This is a genomic window from Roseofilum capinflatum BLCC-M114 (genome assembly GCF_030068505.1).
Taxonomy (GTDB): domain Bacteria; phylum Cyanobacteriota; class Cyanobacteriia; order Cyanobacteriales; family Desertifilaceae; genus Roseofilum; species Roseofilum capinflatum.
Window position 1 is genome coordinate 1 of record NZ_JAQOSO010000058.1, and the last position, 14,333, is coordinate 14,333.

The 14,333-nt window shown below is 46.4% G+C and carries 13 protein-coding genes; 5 read left to right on the plus strand and 8 right to left on the minus strand.

Annotated features, from left to right (window positions below; genetic code table 11):
* Window positions 1-257 precede the first annotated feature (257 nt).
* The 4 genes from PMG25_RS11075 to PMG25_RS11090 form a co-directional block, all read right to left on the minus strand.
* On the minus strand, window positions 258-794 hold the full coding sequence (locus PMG25_RS11075) for a hypothetical protein (protein WP_283766961.1): 537 nt from the start codon (window positions 792-794) through the stop codon (window positions 258-260).
* 683 nt (window positions 795-1,477) lie between these two features.
* A complete protein-coding gene (locus PMG25_RS11080; protein WP_283766962.1) occupies window positions 1,478-2,776 on the minus strand; it encodes a C39 family peptidase in 1,299 nt (432 codons plus the stop codon).
* 495 nt (window positions 2,777-3,271) lie between these two features.
* On the minus strand, window positions 3,272-3,709 hold the full coding sequence (locus PMG25_RS11085; protein WP_283766963.1) for a hypothetical protein: 438 nt from the start codon (window positions 3,707-3,709) through the stop codon (window positions 3,272-3,274).
* Between the two features lie 3 nt (window positions 3,710-3,712).
* Window positions 3,713-4,216, minus strand: a complete 504-nt coding sequence (locus tag PMG25_RS11090) for a hypothetical protein (protein WP_283766964.1) — start codon at window positions 4,214-4,216, stop codon at window positions 3,713-3,715.
* Window positions 4,217-4,882: 666 nt separating this feature from the next.
* Here PMG25_RS11090 and PMG25_RS11095 point away from each other — a divergent pair.
* The 3 genes from PMG25_RS11095 to PMG25_RS11105 all read left to right on the plus strand — a co-directional run bounded on the left by PMG25_RS11095 (window position 4,883) and on the right by PMG25_RS11105 (window position 6,518).
* Complete coding sequence (locus PMG25_RS11095) at window positions 4,883-5,476, plus strand: RNA polymerase sigma factor (RefSeq protein WP_283766965.1); 594 nt, start codon at window positions 4,883-4,885, stop codon at window positions 5,474-5,476.
* Window positions 5,477-5,692: 216 nt separating this feature from the next.
* The gene (locus PMG25_RS11100) at window positions 5,693-6,106 is read left to right on the plus strand and encodes a helix-turn-helix domain-containing protein (protein WP_283766966.1); all 414 of its coding nucleotides are present in this window, start codon (window positions 5,693-5,695) and stop codon (window positions 6,104-6,106) included.
* A complete protein-coding gene (locus PMG25_RS11105) occupies window positions 6,099-6,518 on the plus strand; it encodes a putative toxin-antitoxin system toxin component, PIN family (protein ID WP_283754843.1) in 420 nt (139 codons plus the stop codon). Before PMG25_RS11100 ends, PMG25_RS11105 begins: the two co-directional genes overlap by 8 nt.
* A gap of 187 nt (window positions 6,519-6,705) precedes the next feature.
* Here the strand turns inward: PMG25_RS11105 and PMG25_RS11110 are convergent, their stop codons facing one another.
* The 3 genes from PMG25_RS11110 to PMG25_RS11120 form a co-directional block, all read right to left on the minus strand.
* Window positions 6,706-9,315, minus strand: coding sequence for a carboxypeptidase regulatory-like domain-containing protein (locus PMG25_RS11110; protein WP_283766967.1), 2,610 nt, complete (start codon window positions 9,313-9,315; stop codon window positions 6,706-6,708).
* A 181-nt stretch (window positions 9,316-9,496) separates the two neighbouring features.
* The gene (locus PMG25_RS11115) at window positions 9,497-10,363 is read right to left on the minus strand and encodes a fimbrial biogenesis chaperone (RefSeq protein ID WP_283766968.1); all 867 of its coding nucleotides are present in this window, start codon (window positions 10,361-10,363) and stop codon (window positions 9,497-9,499) included.
* Between the two features lie 389 nt (window positions 10,364-10,752).
* Window positions 10,753-11,187 carry a glycine-rich domain-containing protein gene (locus PMG25_RS11120; RefSeq protein WP_283766969.1) on the minus strand — a complete coding sequence of 145 codons (435 nt, stop codon included), beginning with the start codon at window positions 11,185-11,187 and terminating at the stop codon, window positions 10,753-10,755.
* On the opposite strand from PMG25_RS11120, the gene PMG25_RS11125 reads away from it, so the two are divergent.
* Window positions 11,186-11,308: a hypothetical protein gene (locus PMG25_RS11125; RefSeq protein WP_283766970.1), complete on the plus strand. Its 123-nt coding sequence runs from the start codon at window positions 11,186-11,188 to the stop codon at window positions 11,306-11,308. The genes PMG25_RS11120 and PMG25_RS11125 overlap by 2 nt on opposite strands.
* A gap of 265 nt (window positions 11,309-11,573) precedes the next feature.
* Window positions 11,574-12,263, plus strand: a complete 690-nt coding sequence (locus tag PMG25_RS11130) for a response regulator (protein ID WP_283766971.1) — start codon at window positions 11,574-11,576, stop codon at window positions 12,261-12,263.
* Here PMG25_RS11130 and PMG25_RS11135 read toward each other — a convergent pair.
* On the minus strand, window positions 12,260-13,882 hold the full coding sequence (locus tag PMG25_RS11135; protein ID WP_283766972.1) for an NAD(P)H-quinone oxidoreductase subunit 4: 1,623 nt from the start codon (window positions 13,880-13,882) through the stop codon (window positions 12,260-12,262). The genes PMG25_RS11130 and PMG25_RS11135 overlap by 4 nt on opposite strands.
* Between the last annotated feature and the right edge of the window lie 451 nt (window positions 13,883-14,333).

Sequence of the window (14,333 nt, forward strand, 5' to 3'; positions counted from 1 at the left end):
CCTTCGACTTCGCTCAGGGCAGCGCCTGCGGGAGAAGGGGGCAGGGGGATGAGGGTGAGTGTTGATGTCGTTTTTGCCCTCTCCCTTTCATGTCCGCAGGAATATCCCTCTCCCACGGGAGAGGAACTTTTTCCCCCTTCTCCCTTCGACTTCGCTCAGGGCAGCGCCTGCGGGAGAAGGGGGCAGGGGGATGAGGGGCAGCCATTACATAACTCATTTAGGTTTGCTATAGTTTAATGAAAACCCTACAAGAGAAGCTAGTTAGGGGTCGCCGTCACTGTGACTTGATACTCATAAGTCCCAGCAGGTAAGCCATTGGCATTAGCATTCTTGCCCACAACCATCATGACCTCATAAGGACTGTTATTAGCAGTAGGTATTGTTGTTGTAGGGGCATTCCACGGCAAACTGTTGCTAAACTGGCCGTTGCCATTTGTTGTGAACACGGGTAACGCGGGGTTGAATAAAGCTGCTTGAACAATATCGGGGTTGAACCCAGCCGGGGCCTGAATTTTCACTGGGGCACTAATAGAAAGAGAGCTAGGGGCTGTACAGTTGACTGTTACAGACCCTGACGTACCAGTATTGCTGAGATAACTTTCAGCCATCAGGTATTCAGCCGTGGCACTGGGCTGCACCAATGTACCATTCTGAACGTTACTAAACGTGCAGGTGCTGCTCACAGTGCCATTGAAGTTGACAGTTGTGCTGTTTTGGGCTTGGGCTTTGGGAGCCAAGGTTACAGCACCGAGGATAGCCAGGGCACTTGCGAGGGCGAGATGACGGTTTTTCATGGTTGGGATGTTTATGAGTATGTTAGGGTGTCCTATTTATAAGACGTTTGTGGGGGTGAGTTTGTGAAATGTTTTGTGATGCTCTCTTTCCCCTTCTCCCGTGGGAGAAGGGGGTAGGGGGATGAGGGCAACTGTTGATAACAATCGATGTAATGCGAGCATCTTGCTCGCTGTTGTTTTCCCTAACGCACTCTGGGAGACCTATTGCCCTATTTTAGCTGAAACAGTCCAGTAGTCCCATGACCGCGCTAAAATGGTGGGTTACGGCGGATTGAGAGATTGCTGTCAGAGCCTAGGTTTTAGCCGCCTAACCCACCCTACCTTAATGCCCTATTTTAGTCACGACAGTAGTGCCTTGACAACCCTAAAATGGTGGGTTACGGCGGATTGAGAGATTGCTGTCAGAGCCTAGGTTTTAGCCGCCTAACCCACCCTACCTTAATGCCCTATTTTAGTCACGACAGTAGTGCCTTGACAACCCTAAAATGGTGGGTTACGGCGGATTGAGAGATTGCTGTCAGAGCCTAGGTTTTAGCCGCCTAACCCACCCTACCTTAATGCCCTATTTTAGTCACGACAGTAGTGCCTTGACAACCCTAAAATGGTGGGTTACGGCGGATTGAGAGATTGCTGTCAGAGCCTAGGTTTTAGCCGCCTAACCCACCCTACCTTAATGCCCTATTTTAGTCACGACAGGGTTGAAAGAATCGCCCCCAACCGGTTCCCGGCCCATCAGCAGTCCAGCGATATTTCATTTCATAGCGACTGTAAATAGCACTACGACCATTTTCAACTGCACCCTTGTAATTATCATGTATAGAACCATAGGGATCGTTGACAATAAAATCACCGTTTTCAGTGCGTCCGCGCACAACAATAATATGTCCAGATCCAGAAGGATTTTCAGTTGTGCCTCTATGCAAAATACCAATGACCACTGGACGACCTGCTTCGAGTTCTCGATAGACATCCTCAAAATCGAGATTGATATGCCAACTGCTGTTCAGGCCGAAATGGGATAAGGCTTGTCCTTGAACGGTATGATCGATGCTATCTCCATATTGACAAACGACTTTTAGGTAGGCATCATCTCCCTGTTTTCCGGGTAAAGTTCCTGGGCGGAAATACTCTAAACACATGGCACAGGAAGAGGCATTACAGGTTCCCGTGGGATCTATATAGTTATCGGTTTGGGGGAACCAGGGAACATCAAGCAAAATTTTCTTGAAACTCCGTTGAGAGAGAATACTTTTGGCTTTTTGGTAGTAATGTTTGCGGTCTTCCAAGCCATTATAGCCACCATTTACGGCTTGGGTGACTTCTTCAACGGTTGCACCGCGATCGCACAATTCATTCATGCGGTTATTTTGCCACCAAAAACCGGCACTGCTAAAGGGATAATTTTTGGCAACATAATCACAGCCTTCCATGATTTTTGCATCGCCCCTGAAGTTACAAAAGGCTTGATAGTTGCTGCGTCCTGTTAATTGGATTGCCCCAGCACCTTTATATTTTGGCCCATCCCCTGGGTTAATATTTCCTAAATCATCTCTTCCTTCTAAATATGAGCCATCACCAAGTTCTTTGAGATACTTCAAGCCACCGGACTCATGGGCAATTTGGCTGAGGAAGTGAAATAATCTATCTTTGGTATTGATTTGATAAACATGCAAGCAATGGTTGAGATCTTTGAGTTCTTCTGGATAGATGGGATTGCCAAATAATTGCTCTGCTTGCTCTTGGGTAATTAGGGTGAGTTCTGGATCTAAGCTTAAACCGTCCCAATGTTTAGCAAAAACATAGAATGTGCCCGAATTGGCAGCTAAGGTGACTTTGATATGACCATTATCGGCCGCTTCTAGGGCTTCAAAGCCATAACTTTTTCCGGCTGGAACATCCACGATTTGTTCGGGTTTCAGTTGACCGGCTTCTAGAGGCAATTTCTTCAGTTTCGTGTTTGCCTTGGCTTTCATGTATTTCATGGGCTTAATTGGGTTGTAAACGCTATTAAGGAGACGTAAATACTACCCGTTTTCTGAATTTATCAGGTTTTTTACTGTTATATAGTAAACCTAAATGAGTTATGTAATGGCTGCCCCTCATCCCCCTACCCCTTCTCCCGCAGGAGAAGGGGAGCATATAGTCCCTCTCCCGTGGGAGAGGGATTAGGGAGAGGGCATTTAGTGAGTTATGTAATGGTTGCCCCTCATCCCCCAGCCCCTTCTCCCGCAGGAGAAGGGGAGCATATAGTCCCTCTCCCGTGGGAGAGGGATTAGGGAGAGGGCATTTAGTGAGTTATGTAATGGTTGCCCCTCATCCCCCTACCCCTTCTCCCGCAGGAGAAGGGGAGCAGAAGCTAAAGAGTGGGGAGGGGGGTTTCCGCAAGCGGACATGAATACAAAAATAGTTGTCAGTCTACAAAATTTGGGTATAACCCGCCCCTACGGATAACTTAATTTAAATAAATATAATATTAATCAAAAATCGCTTTCATCGGTATCTTCTAAGGTGGTTAAAGTGGCTGATAAAAAGCCTAGTAATGAGCCGAGGACAACGTTAAAGGCTTGATTGGCCATGTTGTTGATGGCTTCTATATTTTGAACTTCTGATGCGATCATCTGAGTATAGAGGTCTAATTCTTCAGGGGTGGTAATTAGATCGAGTTGTTCAATATGCTCCTGACGAGAGGCAAAACCGTTATTGTAAAAGAAGGTGACAAATCCAGTAAAGGTTAACAAAATTGCATAAATGGATAGGATCGTATACCAAATGGGTTTGCCTATAATATTTGTTGCGGGATTATCGGGGGCTTTGTTTATATTGTCCGATGCCGTGGCTGCTTTAATTCGGTCGATCTTTTCTCGGTCTGTCCGTAAGAGTTGAGCTGGGGGATGGGATTGATTCTGTAAGGGCATTGTTTACCGTTTTGATATCAATGTAGAAGATAAAAAAGATACGATTTTGCCCACAACCATACCGACCCTATAAGTACTGTTATTAGTAGCAGATATTGGTGTTGTAGAGCTATTCCACGGAGAACTGTTGCTAAACTGGCCATTGCCATTGGTTGTAGTCTCAGACCCTGTGTCGTTGTATAAAACAGCTTGAACAATATCGGGGTTGAACCCATGCGGAGCCTGAAGTTTCACTGGGGGGCTGATAGAGAGATTGCTAGGGCCTGTACAGTTGACTGTTAGAAGCCCTGTTTGACCAGTGTTCGATACAGGTTCAGCCATCAGGTATTCAGCCGTAGCACTGGGCTGCTGCAATGTACCATTGGCAACGTTAGTAAACGTGCAGGAGCTGGTCACATTCCCATTGAAGTTGACGGTTGTGCTGTTTTGGGCTTGGGCTTTGGGAGCAAAGGCTACAGCGCTGAGGATTGCCAGGGCACTTGCGAGGGCAAAACGGATAGTGTTCATGGTTGAGATTTTTATATCTATGGTTAGGGTGTTCTATCTTTAAGACGTTTGTGGGGGTGAATTTGTGAAATTTTTGAGTTAATGCCCTTTTTGCCCTCTCCCTTTCATGTCCGCAGGAATATCCCTCTCCCGTGGGAGAAAGGGGTAGGGGGATGAGGGCAAATGTTGATAGCAATCGATTGTAGTGCGAGCATCTTGCTCGCTGTTGTTTTCCCTAACGCACTCCGGGCAACCTATTGCCCTATTTTAGTCACGACAGTAGGGTGCGTTAGCGACAGCGCAGGGCACTTACAATCTACTAAAGTGCTTACTACGAACTGAGTTGAGCCTTTATGCAAAATACCAATGACCACTGGACGACCGGCTTCGAGATGGATTGGGTGCGTTACTTATTAATTTGGAGAAAGGTTATTGTAACTGTCATCACAAGTGTGATCTCAATCAAGGCGACTCTGATGTTGACGTGATAGGTTTAGCAATAATAACCGTAATCCATTCGCAAAAGTGTGTGATGATTTTTCTCTCTACGGCTCTTTTAATCAGAGTAAATGAGGTGAAAACCACATTTATGGGGATAGGATACTTTTTATAGCATCTTTGATAAAGATCAATACAATTAGATCAGGGGTTTTTACTATGTGAATACTGTTAGTTTTGTGATGAATGATGAAAATGTTAGAGAATTCACCTGTTAATTGCGGCGATCGCCCTCACCCTGACAAGCTTTGTAAAAAAAAACACATTTGGTTTTGGCGAGAATGGAAAAAACATCGAGATGGTCTCTATTATTGTTGCCTAAAATGGATGGGCGGTAATGTGATGGATGCGGAGGATGCCCTCTCTGAATCTATGTTGAAAGCATGGAAAAAAATGGGTGATAATCCGGAAAATATCTATAATTTTAAGTCTTATTTGTATAAAACAACTCATCATGTCTGTATTGATATGCAGCGTAAAAAAAATCGGAGCAAGAATAAGATAGTATCCTTCGATCGATTGGATGAAGCCCGAATTTTATCGCCGATGCAAGAGCATAGAAATATGAGTCTGGAAGAAGCTGAAGCGCGGAAGATGATCGAAAAGGCGATCCAAAGTTTACCCGATCGCATTCGGGAGACGTTTATTTTACATTACTATGGGGCGCTGTCCTATAAAGAGATTGCTGAAAAGCAGGAGCTTTCCTATACGAATGTCCGCAAGCGGGTTTCTGAGGGACGCTTGATGTTGACTGAAAAGTTGAGGATGTATTTTCTGGATTGATGGAGGGATGCCCTCTCCCTATATCCCTCTCCCACGGGAGAGGGACTTTTTCCCCTTCTCCCTTCGACTTCGCTCAGGGCAGCGCCCGTGGGAGAAGGGGGTAGGGGGATGAGGGCAACTGTGCGCGACTCATTACTGCTCTAACTGCTGTAAGTTCGCAATGACAGCGAATCATCGTAGAATAAGTGAACAAATAACGGAATTTTTGGGAATGATATGAAAGTCAAAAGTCAGTTATCTCAACTCAAGAAAAATTACGGCAATGTTAGTAATGAAGAGATTGCCGAAGTCACGGGAATTGACCTAGAGCAAATCAGGGAATTAGAGAAGGGTTCGGCAGAGGCGATCGCCTTTGATACTCTGGCGAAATTGTGTAATTTTTTTCAATGTACGCCCAATGATGTGTTGCTCTTAGAGTGGGAAGGCATCGAAGTCGATCCGACTCCCCCAAGTGCAGAAGAACTCCGTCAAGCGAAAGAATTGATCGACAAGGCATTTGCGATCGCCTCAGCAATGCCACCGCGTCCGGCTGAAGAAATTTGGGCAGATTTTGAGGCAACTGTCGATCGCATTGGATTAGAACTTGAACAATCAAAATCTTCTCGAAATGGAATGAAGATTGATGCTTAAAGTTGTCATTGATACTTCTGTATTTGTGGCTGCTATGCTTCGTCCAACCCGTCAAAGTAGTCCTCGGCATATTTTAACGTTATGGCGTGAGGGACGTTTTAGTTTAGTCATGGCTCCACTTTTGCTTGAAGAACTTGCTACAAGGTTGATTAGGCAGCAGGTTAATTTAGCAGATATTGAAGATTTACTCACAGAGATTATAGAGATCGCCCTGCATATTCCTGGAGTGTATGAAGCCACTTACCTTGATGATATTGACCCAGATGATAATAAATTTTTAGCGGCGGCTTATGAAGCGAAAGCCGATTATTTGGTGTCTGTCGATAACCATTTGCTGTCGCTGAAATATTACCATGGCACGCAAGTTTTAACTCCGATGCTGTTTTTGCGAGTTTTGTTAGACCAAGAGTAGCAAATCATCGTAGGGTGGGCAGGAGGATAAGGGAAATCATGCCCTCTCCCTATATCCCTCTCCCACGGGAGAGGGACTTTTCCCCCTTCTCCCTTCGACTTCGCTCCCTTCGACTTCGCTCAGGGCAAGCAGGGCAGCGCCCGTGGGAGAAGGGGGTAGGGGGATGAGGGCAACTGTGCGCGACTCATTACTGCTCTAACTGCTGTAAGTTTAATTCCAATAGGGTTTCGGAATTCGGCTCGATGGTAATGGTGTTGGGTTCGATCGCCCCATCACCATTGACTTTGAGTTGATAGGAGCCTTCTCGCAATTGTTCTAGATAATACACTCCGGCTGTGTTGGTAATGGATAAACTGGCTGAAGTTCCGTCACTGGAGAAGGCTTCTACTCTGGCTCCGGCAATGGGGTTGCCTTGGCTATCGGTGACGACTCCGGCAAGGGTATAGGAGGGTTGCAAGGGAATCATCAGGGGGGTAAAACTGCCTTCGACGACTTCTACTGCCCAGCTTTTGACTGAAGGCTGGAAGTCGGGGGGAAATCCTGCGGCTTCTAAGTCGAGGCAATAGGTGGCGGGGGGAAGGGGGAGAAGGAAGCGATCGCCTTTTACTTCAATTTCCCAGGGTTCTACCAGTTGGTTATTGAGGATCAGAAACTCGGAGGAATCGGTATAAATCTCTTCATTACGATCCCGTTTGCCGTTGTTGTTGCGATCGTAAAAGGGCTGAATCGACAAGCCGCCTGCGGTGCGTAAGCGCTCCAATTGGCGATCGCCGGGACGAATACCTTGTTGCAACCCTAAACTCGACACCAGTTGCAGGCGAAACTGACTGCGATCGGAGGTTAGAGAGATGCCTTCATAGCGCACCTCTAGGGCAATTCCCGGTAAAATGGCGGTGGATGCATTGACATAAAAGCCACCGCCCTGAGATCCGACTTGGTAGCCTAACTCACTTTGCCACAAGGTCTCGCCAAAATAAGTGCGATCGGGCGATCTGTAGCGCCAGAATGCTGACAGCAAATAATCATTCCTAGAACCATGCAACGTCCGATAATTTAAAACCCCATGATGAGACGGCGTAAACTGATAAGACAAATCCGACAAAGAACTGCTCTTATTTCCCTGATGAAACAGATAAAGCCGCCCCAACTGTTGATTCAGATTCCAACTCAACTCCCCCTCCGTATCCACATTCAACCGAGCCAGAGTAGAAGAATTTAAGCCACCAGAAAAATACTGTAAACTAAAATTCCCAAGATCGCCAAATGTACCATTAGCAATCAATCTCAATTGAGGTAAAAATTTCCAATCTAAGGAATAGCGCGTATCCTCAAAATCGCTACTTAAACTTGCCAGAAAATTCGGATAACCATCCCAAACCAGATTAATATCAATATCTGTCTCTTCTCCAAGAATGCCAGAGATTGACGCAATAAATGGAGTCCCTTTGGGTTGATAAAAAATTTCCGCCAATCCATTCATCCCCAGATCGTAAAATGCCCCCAAACCCACCGTCAAATCCTCCGAGAGTCCCCAGCGACTGGTCACTCCCGCATTAAAATCAGTAAAATCGCCCCAAAATTCATCAACGTTTAACTGACGCTTCCACCCCGTAGAAACCACCCATGCCGATGTACCTGCGGGTAATTGTTCCAGCAATACACTAAATCGCGCTTCCTCAATAATCGGTTCCTCAGCCAAAGAACCATTTGGATAGAGTAAAACATAATATTGAGTATCAAAACTTCGTCCCACTCTCACCGCATTAAACCGATAAACTCCCGAATCATCCACAACTTGTTCAGCCAGCAATTCTCCAGTCTGCAAATTGTTCACTAATTGCACAACCGTTCCCGGTTTTGCTTGACCGGTTATGGTTGCCGTCACCGACTCCGGTTGCAGTCGTTGCTCCGGGTTTGCCCCACCATTATTTCTCAGAATGGGAAACGGAATATATCCTCGACGTTGAATAGTCGTAAATCCCCAAAACTCTCCCCCACTTTGACTGCGCCAAAATGTCGGCTGTGACCCCAAATAATAGTCGGCGGAATCCCTTTGTCTGAGGAACTGTAATTCCGACAATTGCCAAGTTTCGCTTTGGCTAAAGTCCCGTTGATTCAAGCGCAAAAACCAACTGCTATCGAACAGGGTTCCCACGGCCGAAAATTGCCCTCGGTTGTTAATCGTATTCTCTCCTATTCCGGTTGAGTTCACTTCCTGTTGCACCCCACTGATATTAAAGTTAGGAGCAGAAATTTGGGGCAATCCTTCAAGGACAATTTGGCGATCTTGACGGCGAGTTCTGCGAGGGTTGCGAACTTCCGGTACTTGAAAAACAATAGCATATTCTCGCCAATCAAATTCAATGGGAATGGCCAATAATTCTCTCATTTGGGCCACGGAAAGGACTAATCCTAATTCGGGGTCTGTTTGTAAGTCATTCAGATTCAGTTGCACGACCTTAAAGGGCGATCTTAATTCAACGGTGTCCTCTTCCACCACTTCAGAAGTAAAGTTTAAGGCTTCTAAAATAGCATTATAAGGAACCAGCCAATCGTCAAAGTTGATGGCTTCTGTATCGTCAACTTCACCGCGCACTAATACCCCAGCATTAACGTTTCGCCTGCCTACGGTTAAGCCGACAATAAACAGAGTCTGCTGGGAATTTGGGGTGCTTTCTGTGAGAGCTGTGGTGGGCATGGTGGCGGCAAGAGTTGCTTGCGGTAGCCCAATACATTCACTCAAAAAGATTAGTTGCAAACAACCGATTAATTTGAAGACTTTTATCGACTTTTTCATTACATTTTTTTGCGCTATTACAGCAGTTTTTGCGCTTTATATGGGACATTTTGATCCCCCTAAATCCCCCTTAAAAAGGGGGACTTTCTTCTTCCCCGCTTAAAAAGGGGAACTTTCTTCTTCCCCGCTTAAAAAGGGGAACTTTCTTCTTCCCCCCTTTTTAAGGTTGGCTCAGGGGGATCTAGAGGTCACTCGGAAGAGGGAAAATCCTGGATTCAGCAGTCGCAGGAACGGTAAAATTCACGGAAAAGTCGATTTTATTACTGAAATTCACGCCCCAACCTAATTGCCCAGAAAGTTCATAGTCTCCGGGTTCCAAAGTCTGTTCGCGATCGGTAGAATAGTCTATGGGTATATAGCGGGAACCTTCGGCAATCACGGTGATACTTTCATTTCGACCGCGATTTATTTCTCGACCCTCTTTTTTCAGTGTCCATTCTGGTTGCAAAATGACGCTCGCTTTTCCGGTGTTTATGGCGAGTAAGTCCAGGGTTTTGGACTCTGGATTATATCGGGCACTGTCGAGGGTTAGCTCATGGGAAATATTCCCTTTGCGGACATAAACGGCGACTCCAATTCGGGGCACGATGGTTGTCCGAAAAACGATATCCCCCGTGGAATCGGTTTCTTCTTGAATGGTGGCTTTGAGGTTTTCGGTAAAGAGGATGGCTCGATATTCTCCATCGGGTAAACTGGGAGGAAATCGGGCAATGAAGCGGATGCGACGTTGTTCTGTCCCTGGAATTTGTAGTTCTCGCGGAGAAAATTGCAGGTAGGGACTTAAGTCTTGAGGGCTAGAGTCTAAGATTTGAAATCCTTCTTCTGCATTGTAGGTAAATGGGGCGCTGTAGACGCGGGCGCGAAATTCTTCTGATGTGAGGTTCGAGACGGTGATGCTTCCTGTGGCTTGCCCTCGGTTCACTTGGGTTTCTACCACCAGGGGAGAAATGGAAATATTGGCGCGGGCTGCGGCTCCTAATAATAGACAGTTGGCGAGTACAAGGCTGGTGAGACTGGAGGTTATGCGGCTCAGGAAATTCAGTTTCATTACCAAGGAAAAATCTTAAGGGGTAATCAGTCCATGATGTTCCTCTTAATAAGACGATCTTTCCGGCTCATTTGTGAAATATTGTTTGAGATTCTGAAAAAAGGAGTGGGAGCGTCTCGCTCCCTAGCTTTTGAATTTCCCTAGTGAGAATGGGGGGATGGGGTGATGGGGAGAGGTAGCGAGCAAGATGCTCGCACTCCCAACAAGGCGGGGAATGGGGAAAGGTAGCGAGCAAGATGCTCGCACTACGGGCTTTCCCTCATGGGTGTGACGGCTCTTGATGAATGAGTTAAATTTAATTCGGCCGCCATCTGATATCAAGTCTGGTAATCAACAAAAATATAGCAGTAAGGTGGGAGTCATCAATTAGCAAAGACCAATCAAGACACCTAAGCACCGCAATCAGAAAAATGAGCGCCGCAATCAGAAAAATGAGCGCCACAATCAGAAAAATGAGCGCCGCAATCAGAAACTATTTTTTCTGGAAAGGTTGTATTTTCAAAATGAATATTAAACAGATGTAAAAGGTTGTCATGGGAAATCTTTCTATCTTGATTACTCATCGACGCACCATATGGATCGTGATGAATAAAATACCCAGCGATCTCAGCACAAAAATCTTGGTATAACTGAGTATGTAGAATATGACAATGCCAAAATAGATCGACCTCATTTGAGGGAACCCCTAATAACAGATTTTTAGGCTTTACAGCACAAAGATACATATATTGACGGTAAAGTAACTCAATACCCTCTAAACCAGGAGATAATTCTGGATTATCTTTTAAGAACTTGTCTCGAATTACTGATAAATCGTAATTCATGACTTTAGTCAAAATTTTTTTTGATGTTGCACCGATTGAGTCGGGTTGCACGAACTTTAGTTGCGTCAGTGTTGAAGTCATCTTTTTTGCCAATAACAAGGTTAAAATTCTTGTCCCCTAAAATAACACACAGTTCACAGCACTGCAACACGAAAACAACTGATTTTCTGAAATTTGCAGACCCTGCCCACCCTACGATGATTAGCTTGTGCTGCTGCTCCAGTCTCTCCGCGCACCCTTGCGAGGCGATCGCTCTCAATTAGCAAAATTATAATCTCTTGTCAACCGTGGTGATGCGGACTTTGGATGGAAGTTGATGGATTTGTCCTCCAGGTTGGGTATCTTAGACCCATTGGAACACGGTTGAATCAACGGATAGACGCTTTATGAGTACGGTATTTGTATTTGAGGATAGCAGCACCCAAAGAGCGGCGATCGCCGAATTACTGCGATCGGTTGGGTTTGAGATCTTAGAAGCTGGGGATGGACGAGACGCTCTCAACCAAATCCGTCAACAGTTACCGGATCTGGTGATTGCTGATATTGTTTCTCCCACCCTCAATGGCTATCAACTCTGTTTTGCTCTGAAACGAGACCCCAAAACTCGCCATATTCCCATTATTTTTTGCAGCGTTAAAAATCAGGAATTGGATCGAGTGCGAGGACTCACTATTGCCGATGGCTATATTGCCAAGCCCTTTCAACCTCCGGAACTGGTAGAAACCCTGATCGGAAAACTCTTAAGCCAAGGCAAATCCTGTTTTCATCCGACTCCAGCCGATGATTGGACTGAAGTGGGGCTAATGTGGTTGCAGGATTTTGAGAATCAAGAATGGGCGGTGCAAGCCTTTGAAAAAGCTTTAACCCTGGAACCGAACCACGATTTAGCGGCGAAACTCAAGGCTTTTGCCCTGGGAGAGGTCGAAAAATCCCGCCGTTGTGAAGCTTGTCGCTACTACTACGGCGGGAGTCCCGGTGGCAATTTATTGGTTTGTGCTATTCACCCTAATGGCCCTGAATCGGACTATTGTCGAGATTGGGAATCTAAGTACCACTGTTTGACTAATGTCGCTTAGGCGGAACCGGAGATGTTTTCTACTACTCCTAACAGAGCGGGCGCTTTGGCGGCGGGAACGTTAGGAATATAGAAGTTTCCGGAGTAGAGGCGAGAGCGCTCTTGGGCAACCACGGTGAGGACTTCGCGAGTGTTTTCGGCGATCGCCGTGGTTTTGATATCGTAGGTTTGAGTCGCGATTTTGGGATAGAGACCGATGCCGATGATGGGAAGCAGGAGGCAAAAGGCGATCGCTACTTCGCGAGGTTTGGCATCCATCCAGCCATCGACAGCTACACCGGTTTCTTCACCGTAGAAGATATCGCGCATCATGGAGAGCAGATAGATGGGGGTGAGAATTAAACCGACAGCCGCTAAACCGATAACCACAACTTTGAAGCCAGAGGAATACACATCGCTAGTTGTAACTCCTAAGAAGACGCTCAGTTCTCCCACAAATCCACTCATACCAGGTAGAGCCAAGGAAGCCATGGATGCAGCAGTGAAGAGGGCAAAGACTTTGGGCATACTTTGAGCCAGTCCGCTCATTTTCGCTAACGCCAGGGTATGGGTACGTTCGTAGGCAACTCCAGCCAGGAAGAACAGAGCGGCTGCGATCAGTCCGTGGGAGAGCATTTGCAGCATTGCGCCGTTTAAGCCCAGTTCGTTGAAGGAGGCGATACCGATGAGAACAAAGCCCATGTGGGAGATGGAGGAACAAGCGAGGCGGCGTTTGAGGTCGCCTTGAGCGAAAGCGTTGAATGCACCGTAGACGATGTTAACAATGCCAAGGATAACGAGAACGGGAGCAAAGTAAGCGTGGGCATGGGGAAGAGCTTCCAAGTTCAGACGGATGAGACCGTAACCCCCCATTTTCAGCAGGACTCCAGCCAAAATCATGGAGACGGGAGCAGAAGCTTGGGAGTGGGCATCGGGAAGCCAAGTGTGTAGGGGGAAGATGGGCAGCTTAACACCAAAACCGATGATGAAGGCGGCGTAAGCGAGTAGCTCGAAGGCTCTGGGATAGTGTTTGTTAGCCAGTTCGGTCATGTCGAAGGTTACGGTGTCGCCGTAGAAAGCCATGGCGAGGGCAGCAACCAGGATGAAGATGGAGGCTAATGCGGTGTAGAGGATGAATTTAGTCGCAGCGTAGAGGCGTTTTTGTCCCCCCCAGATGGAGATGAGCAGATAAACGGGAACGAGTTCCAACTCCCAGGTGAGGAAGAAGAGGAGCAGGTCGTGGGCTGCAAACACCGCGATCTGGGCACTGTACATGATCAGCAGCAGGCTGAAGAACAGTTTGGGGCGGTGGTTGACGTTCCAGGATGCGGCGATCGACACGGTGGTGACTAGGGCACTCAGGGCGATCAGGGGCATGGACAAGCCATCTACGGCTAAAGACCAGTTAAGGCCGAGCTGGGGAATCCAGGGATAGGATTCAGTTAGTTGAATGGTCGATTGTTGAAAGTTATAGTGAGAGCCGAAAGCCCAGAGGGTCATTGCTAGGTCTACGAGACCTACGCCTAGGGCATACCAACGAACAAGCTTGGTCTGGCGATCGCCAATCAGAGGGATTGCTAGAGCCGCCACAAGGGGGAATAGAATGATTGCACTTAACCAAGGAAATGAATTGCCGAACATAATTTAAGGATAAATACTCATTACCTACTCCTACATTGTATGTACTTTAGTTAATATTTGTAAACAACGAATTGTTCAGTGTTTTTCGAGTACATCCATAGACAATAATCTATATATCGTGATTCAACCTCTGGAACCTGCCCCTCATCGGAGATCCAACCCTCAACCGCTACAGTTGAGGGAGAGACCATGTTAGCAGTATTACACCTACGATAAGTCGATCCGCCAGTGCCTCTCCCATCTTTTTGCTTGGGCAGACCAGAGCAACGCCATAGAAGTTAAGACTCAATTGCCAGATAAAATCAGTGGATAAATTGGCCTTATAATTTACTTAAGGAATACTGTTAATCAAAGTTGTAGCGATCCCTATCGATCCCTAAATCGATCCCTAATAAGAGTAAGGTTACTTAATCTTTAGGCAAAATCCCTTTAATAAAACGTGATTGATTTG

Excerpts from the sequence above, each read along its gene's own strand:
- PMG25_RS11110 (WP_283766967.1), bottom strand. The coding sequence starts at position 9,315 with ATGAAAAAGTCGATAAAAGTCTTCAAATTAATCGGTTGTTTGCAACTA.
- PMG25_RS11090 (WP_283766964.1), bottom strand. The coding sequence starts at position 4,216 with ATGAACACTATCCGTTTTGCCCTCGCAAGTGCCCTGGCAATCCTCAGC.
- PMG25_RS11095 (WP_283766965.1), top strand. The coding sequence starts at position 4,883 with ATGAAAATGTTAGAGAATTCACCTGTTAATTGCGGCGATCGCCCTCAC.
- PMG25_RS11120 (WP_283766969.1), bottom strand. The coding sequence starts at position 11,187 with ATGAATTACGATTTATCAGTAATTCGAGACAAGTTCTTAAAAGATAAT.
- PMG25_RS11085 (WP_283766963.1), bottom strand. The coding sequence starts at position 3,709 with ATGCCCTTACAGAATCAATCCCATCCCCCAGCTCAACTCTTACGGACA.
- PMG25_RS11130 (WP_283766971.1), top strand. The coding sequence starts at position 11,574 with ATGAGTACGGTATTTGTATTTGAGGATAGCAGCACCCAAAGAGCGGCG.
- PMG25_RS11080 (WP_283766962.1), bottom strand. The coding sequence starts at position 2,776 with ATGAAATACATGAAAGCCAAGGCAAACACGAAACTGAAGAAATTGCCT.
- PMG25_RS11105 (WP_283754843.1), top strand. The coding sequence starts at position 6,099 with ATGCTTAAAGTTGTCATTGATACTTCTGTATTTGTGGCTGCTATGCTT.
- PMG25_RS11135 (WP_283766972.1), bottom strand. The coding sequence starts at position 13,882 with ATGTTCGGCAATTCATTTCCTTGGTTAAGTGCAATCATTCTATTCCCC.
- PMG25_RS11125 (WP_283766970.1), top strand. The coding sequence starts at position 11,186 with ATGACTTTAGTCAAAATTTTTTTTGATGTTGCACCGATTGAGTCGGGT.
- PMG25_RS11100 (WP_283766966.1), top strand. The coding sequence starts at position 5,693 with ATGAAAGTCAAAAGTCAGTTATCTCAACTCAAGAAAAATTACGGCAAT.
- PMG25_RS11115 (WP_283766968.1), bottom strand. The coding sequence starts at position 10,363 with ATGAAACTGAATTTCCTGAGCCGCATAACCTCCAGTCTCACCAGCCTT.
- PMG25_RS11075 (WP_283766961.1), bottom strand. The coding sequence starts at position 794 with ATGAAAAACCGTCATCTCGCCCTCGCAAGTGCCCTGGCTATCCTCGGT.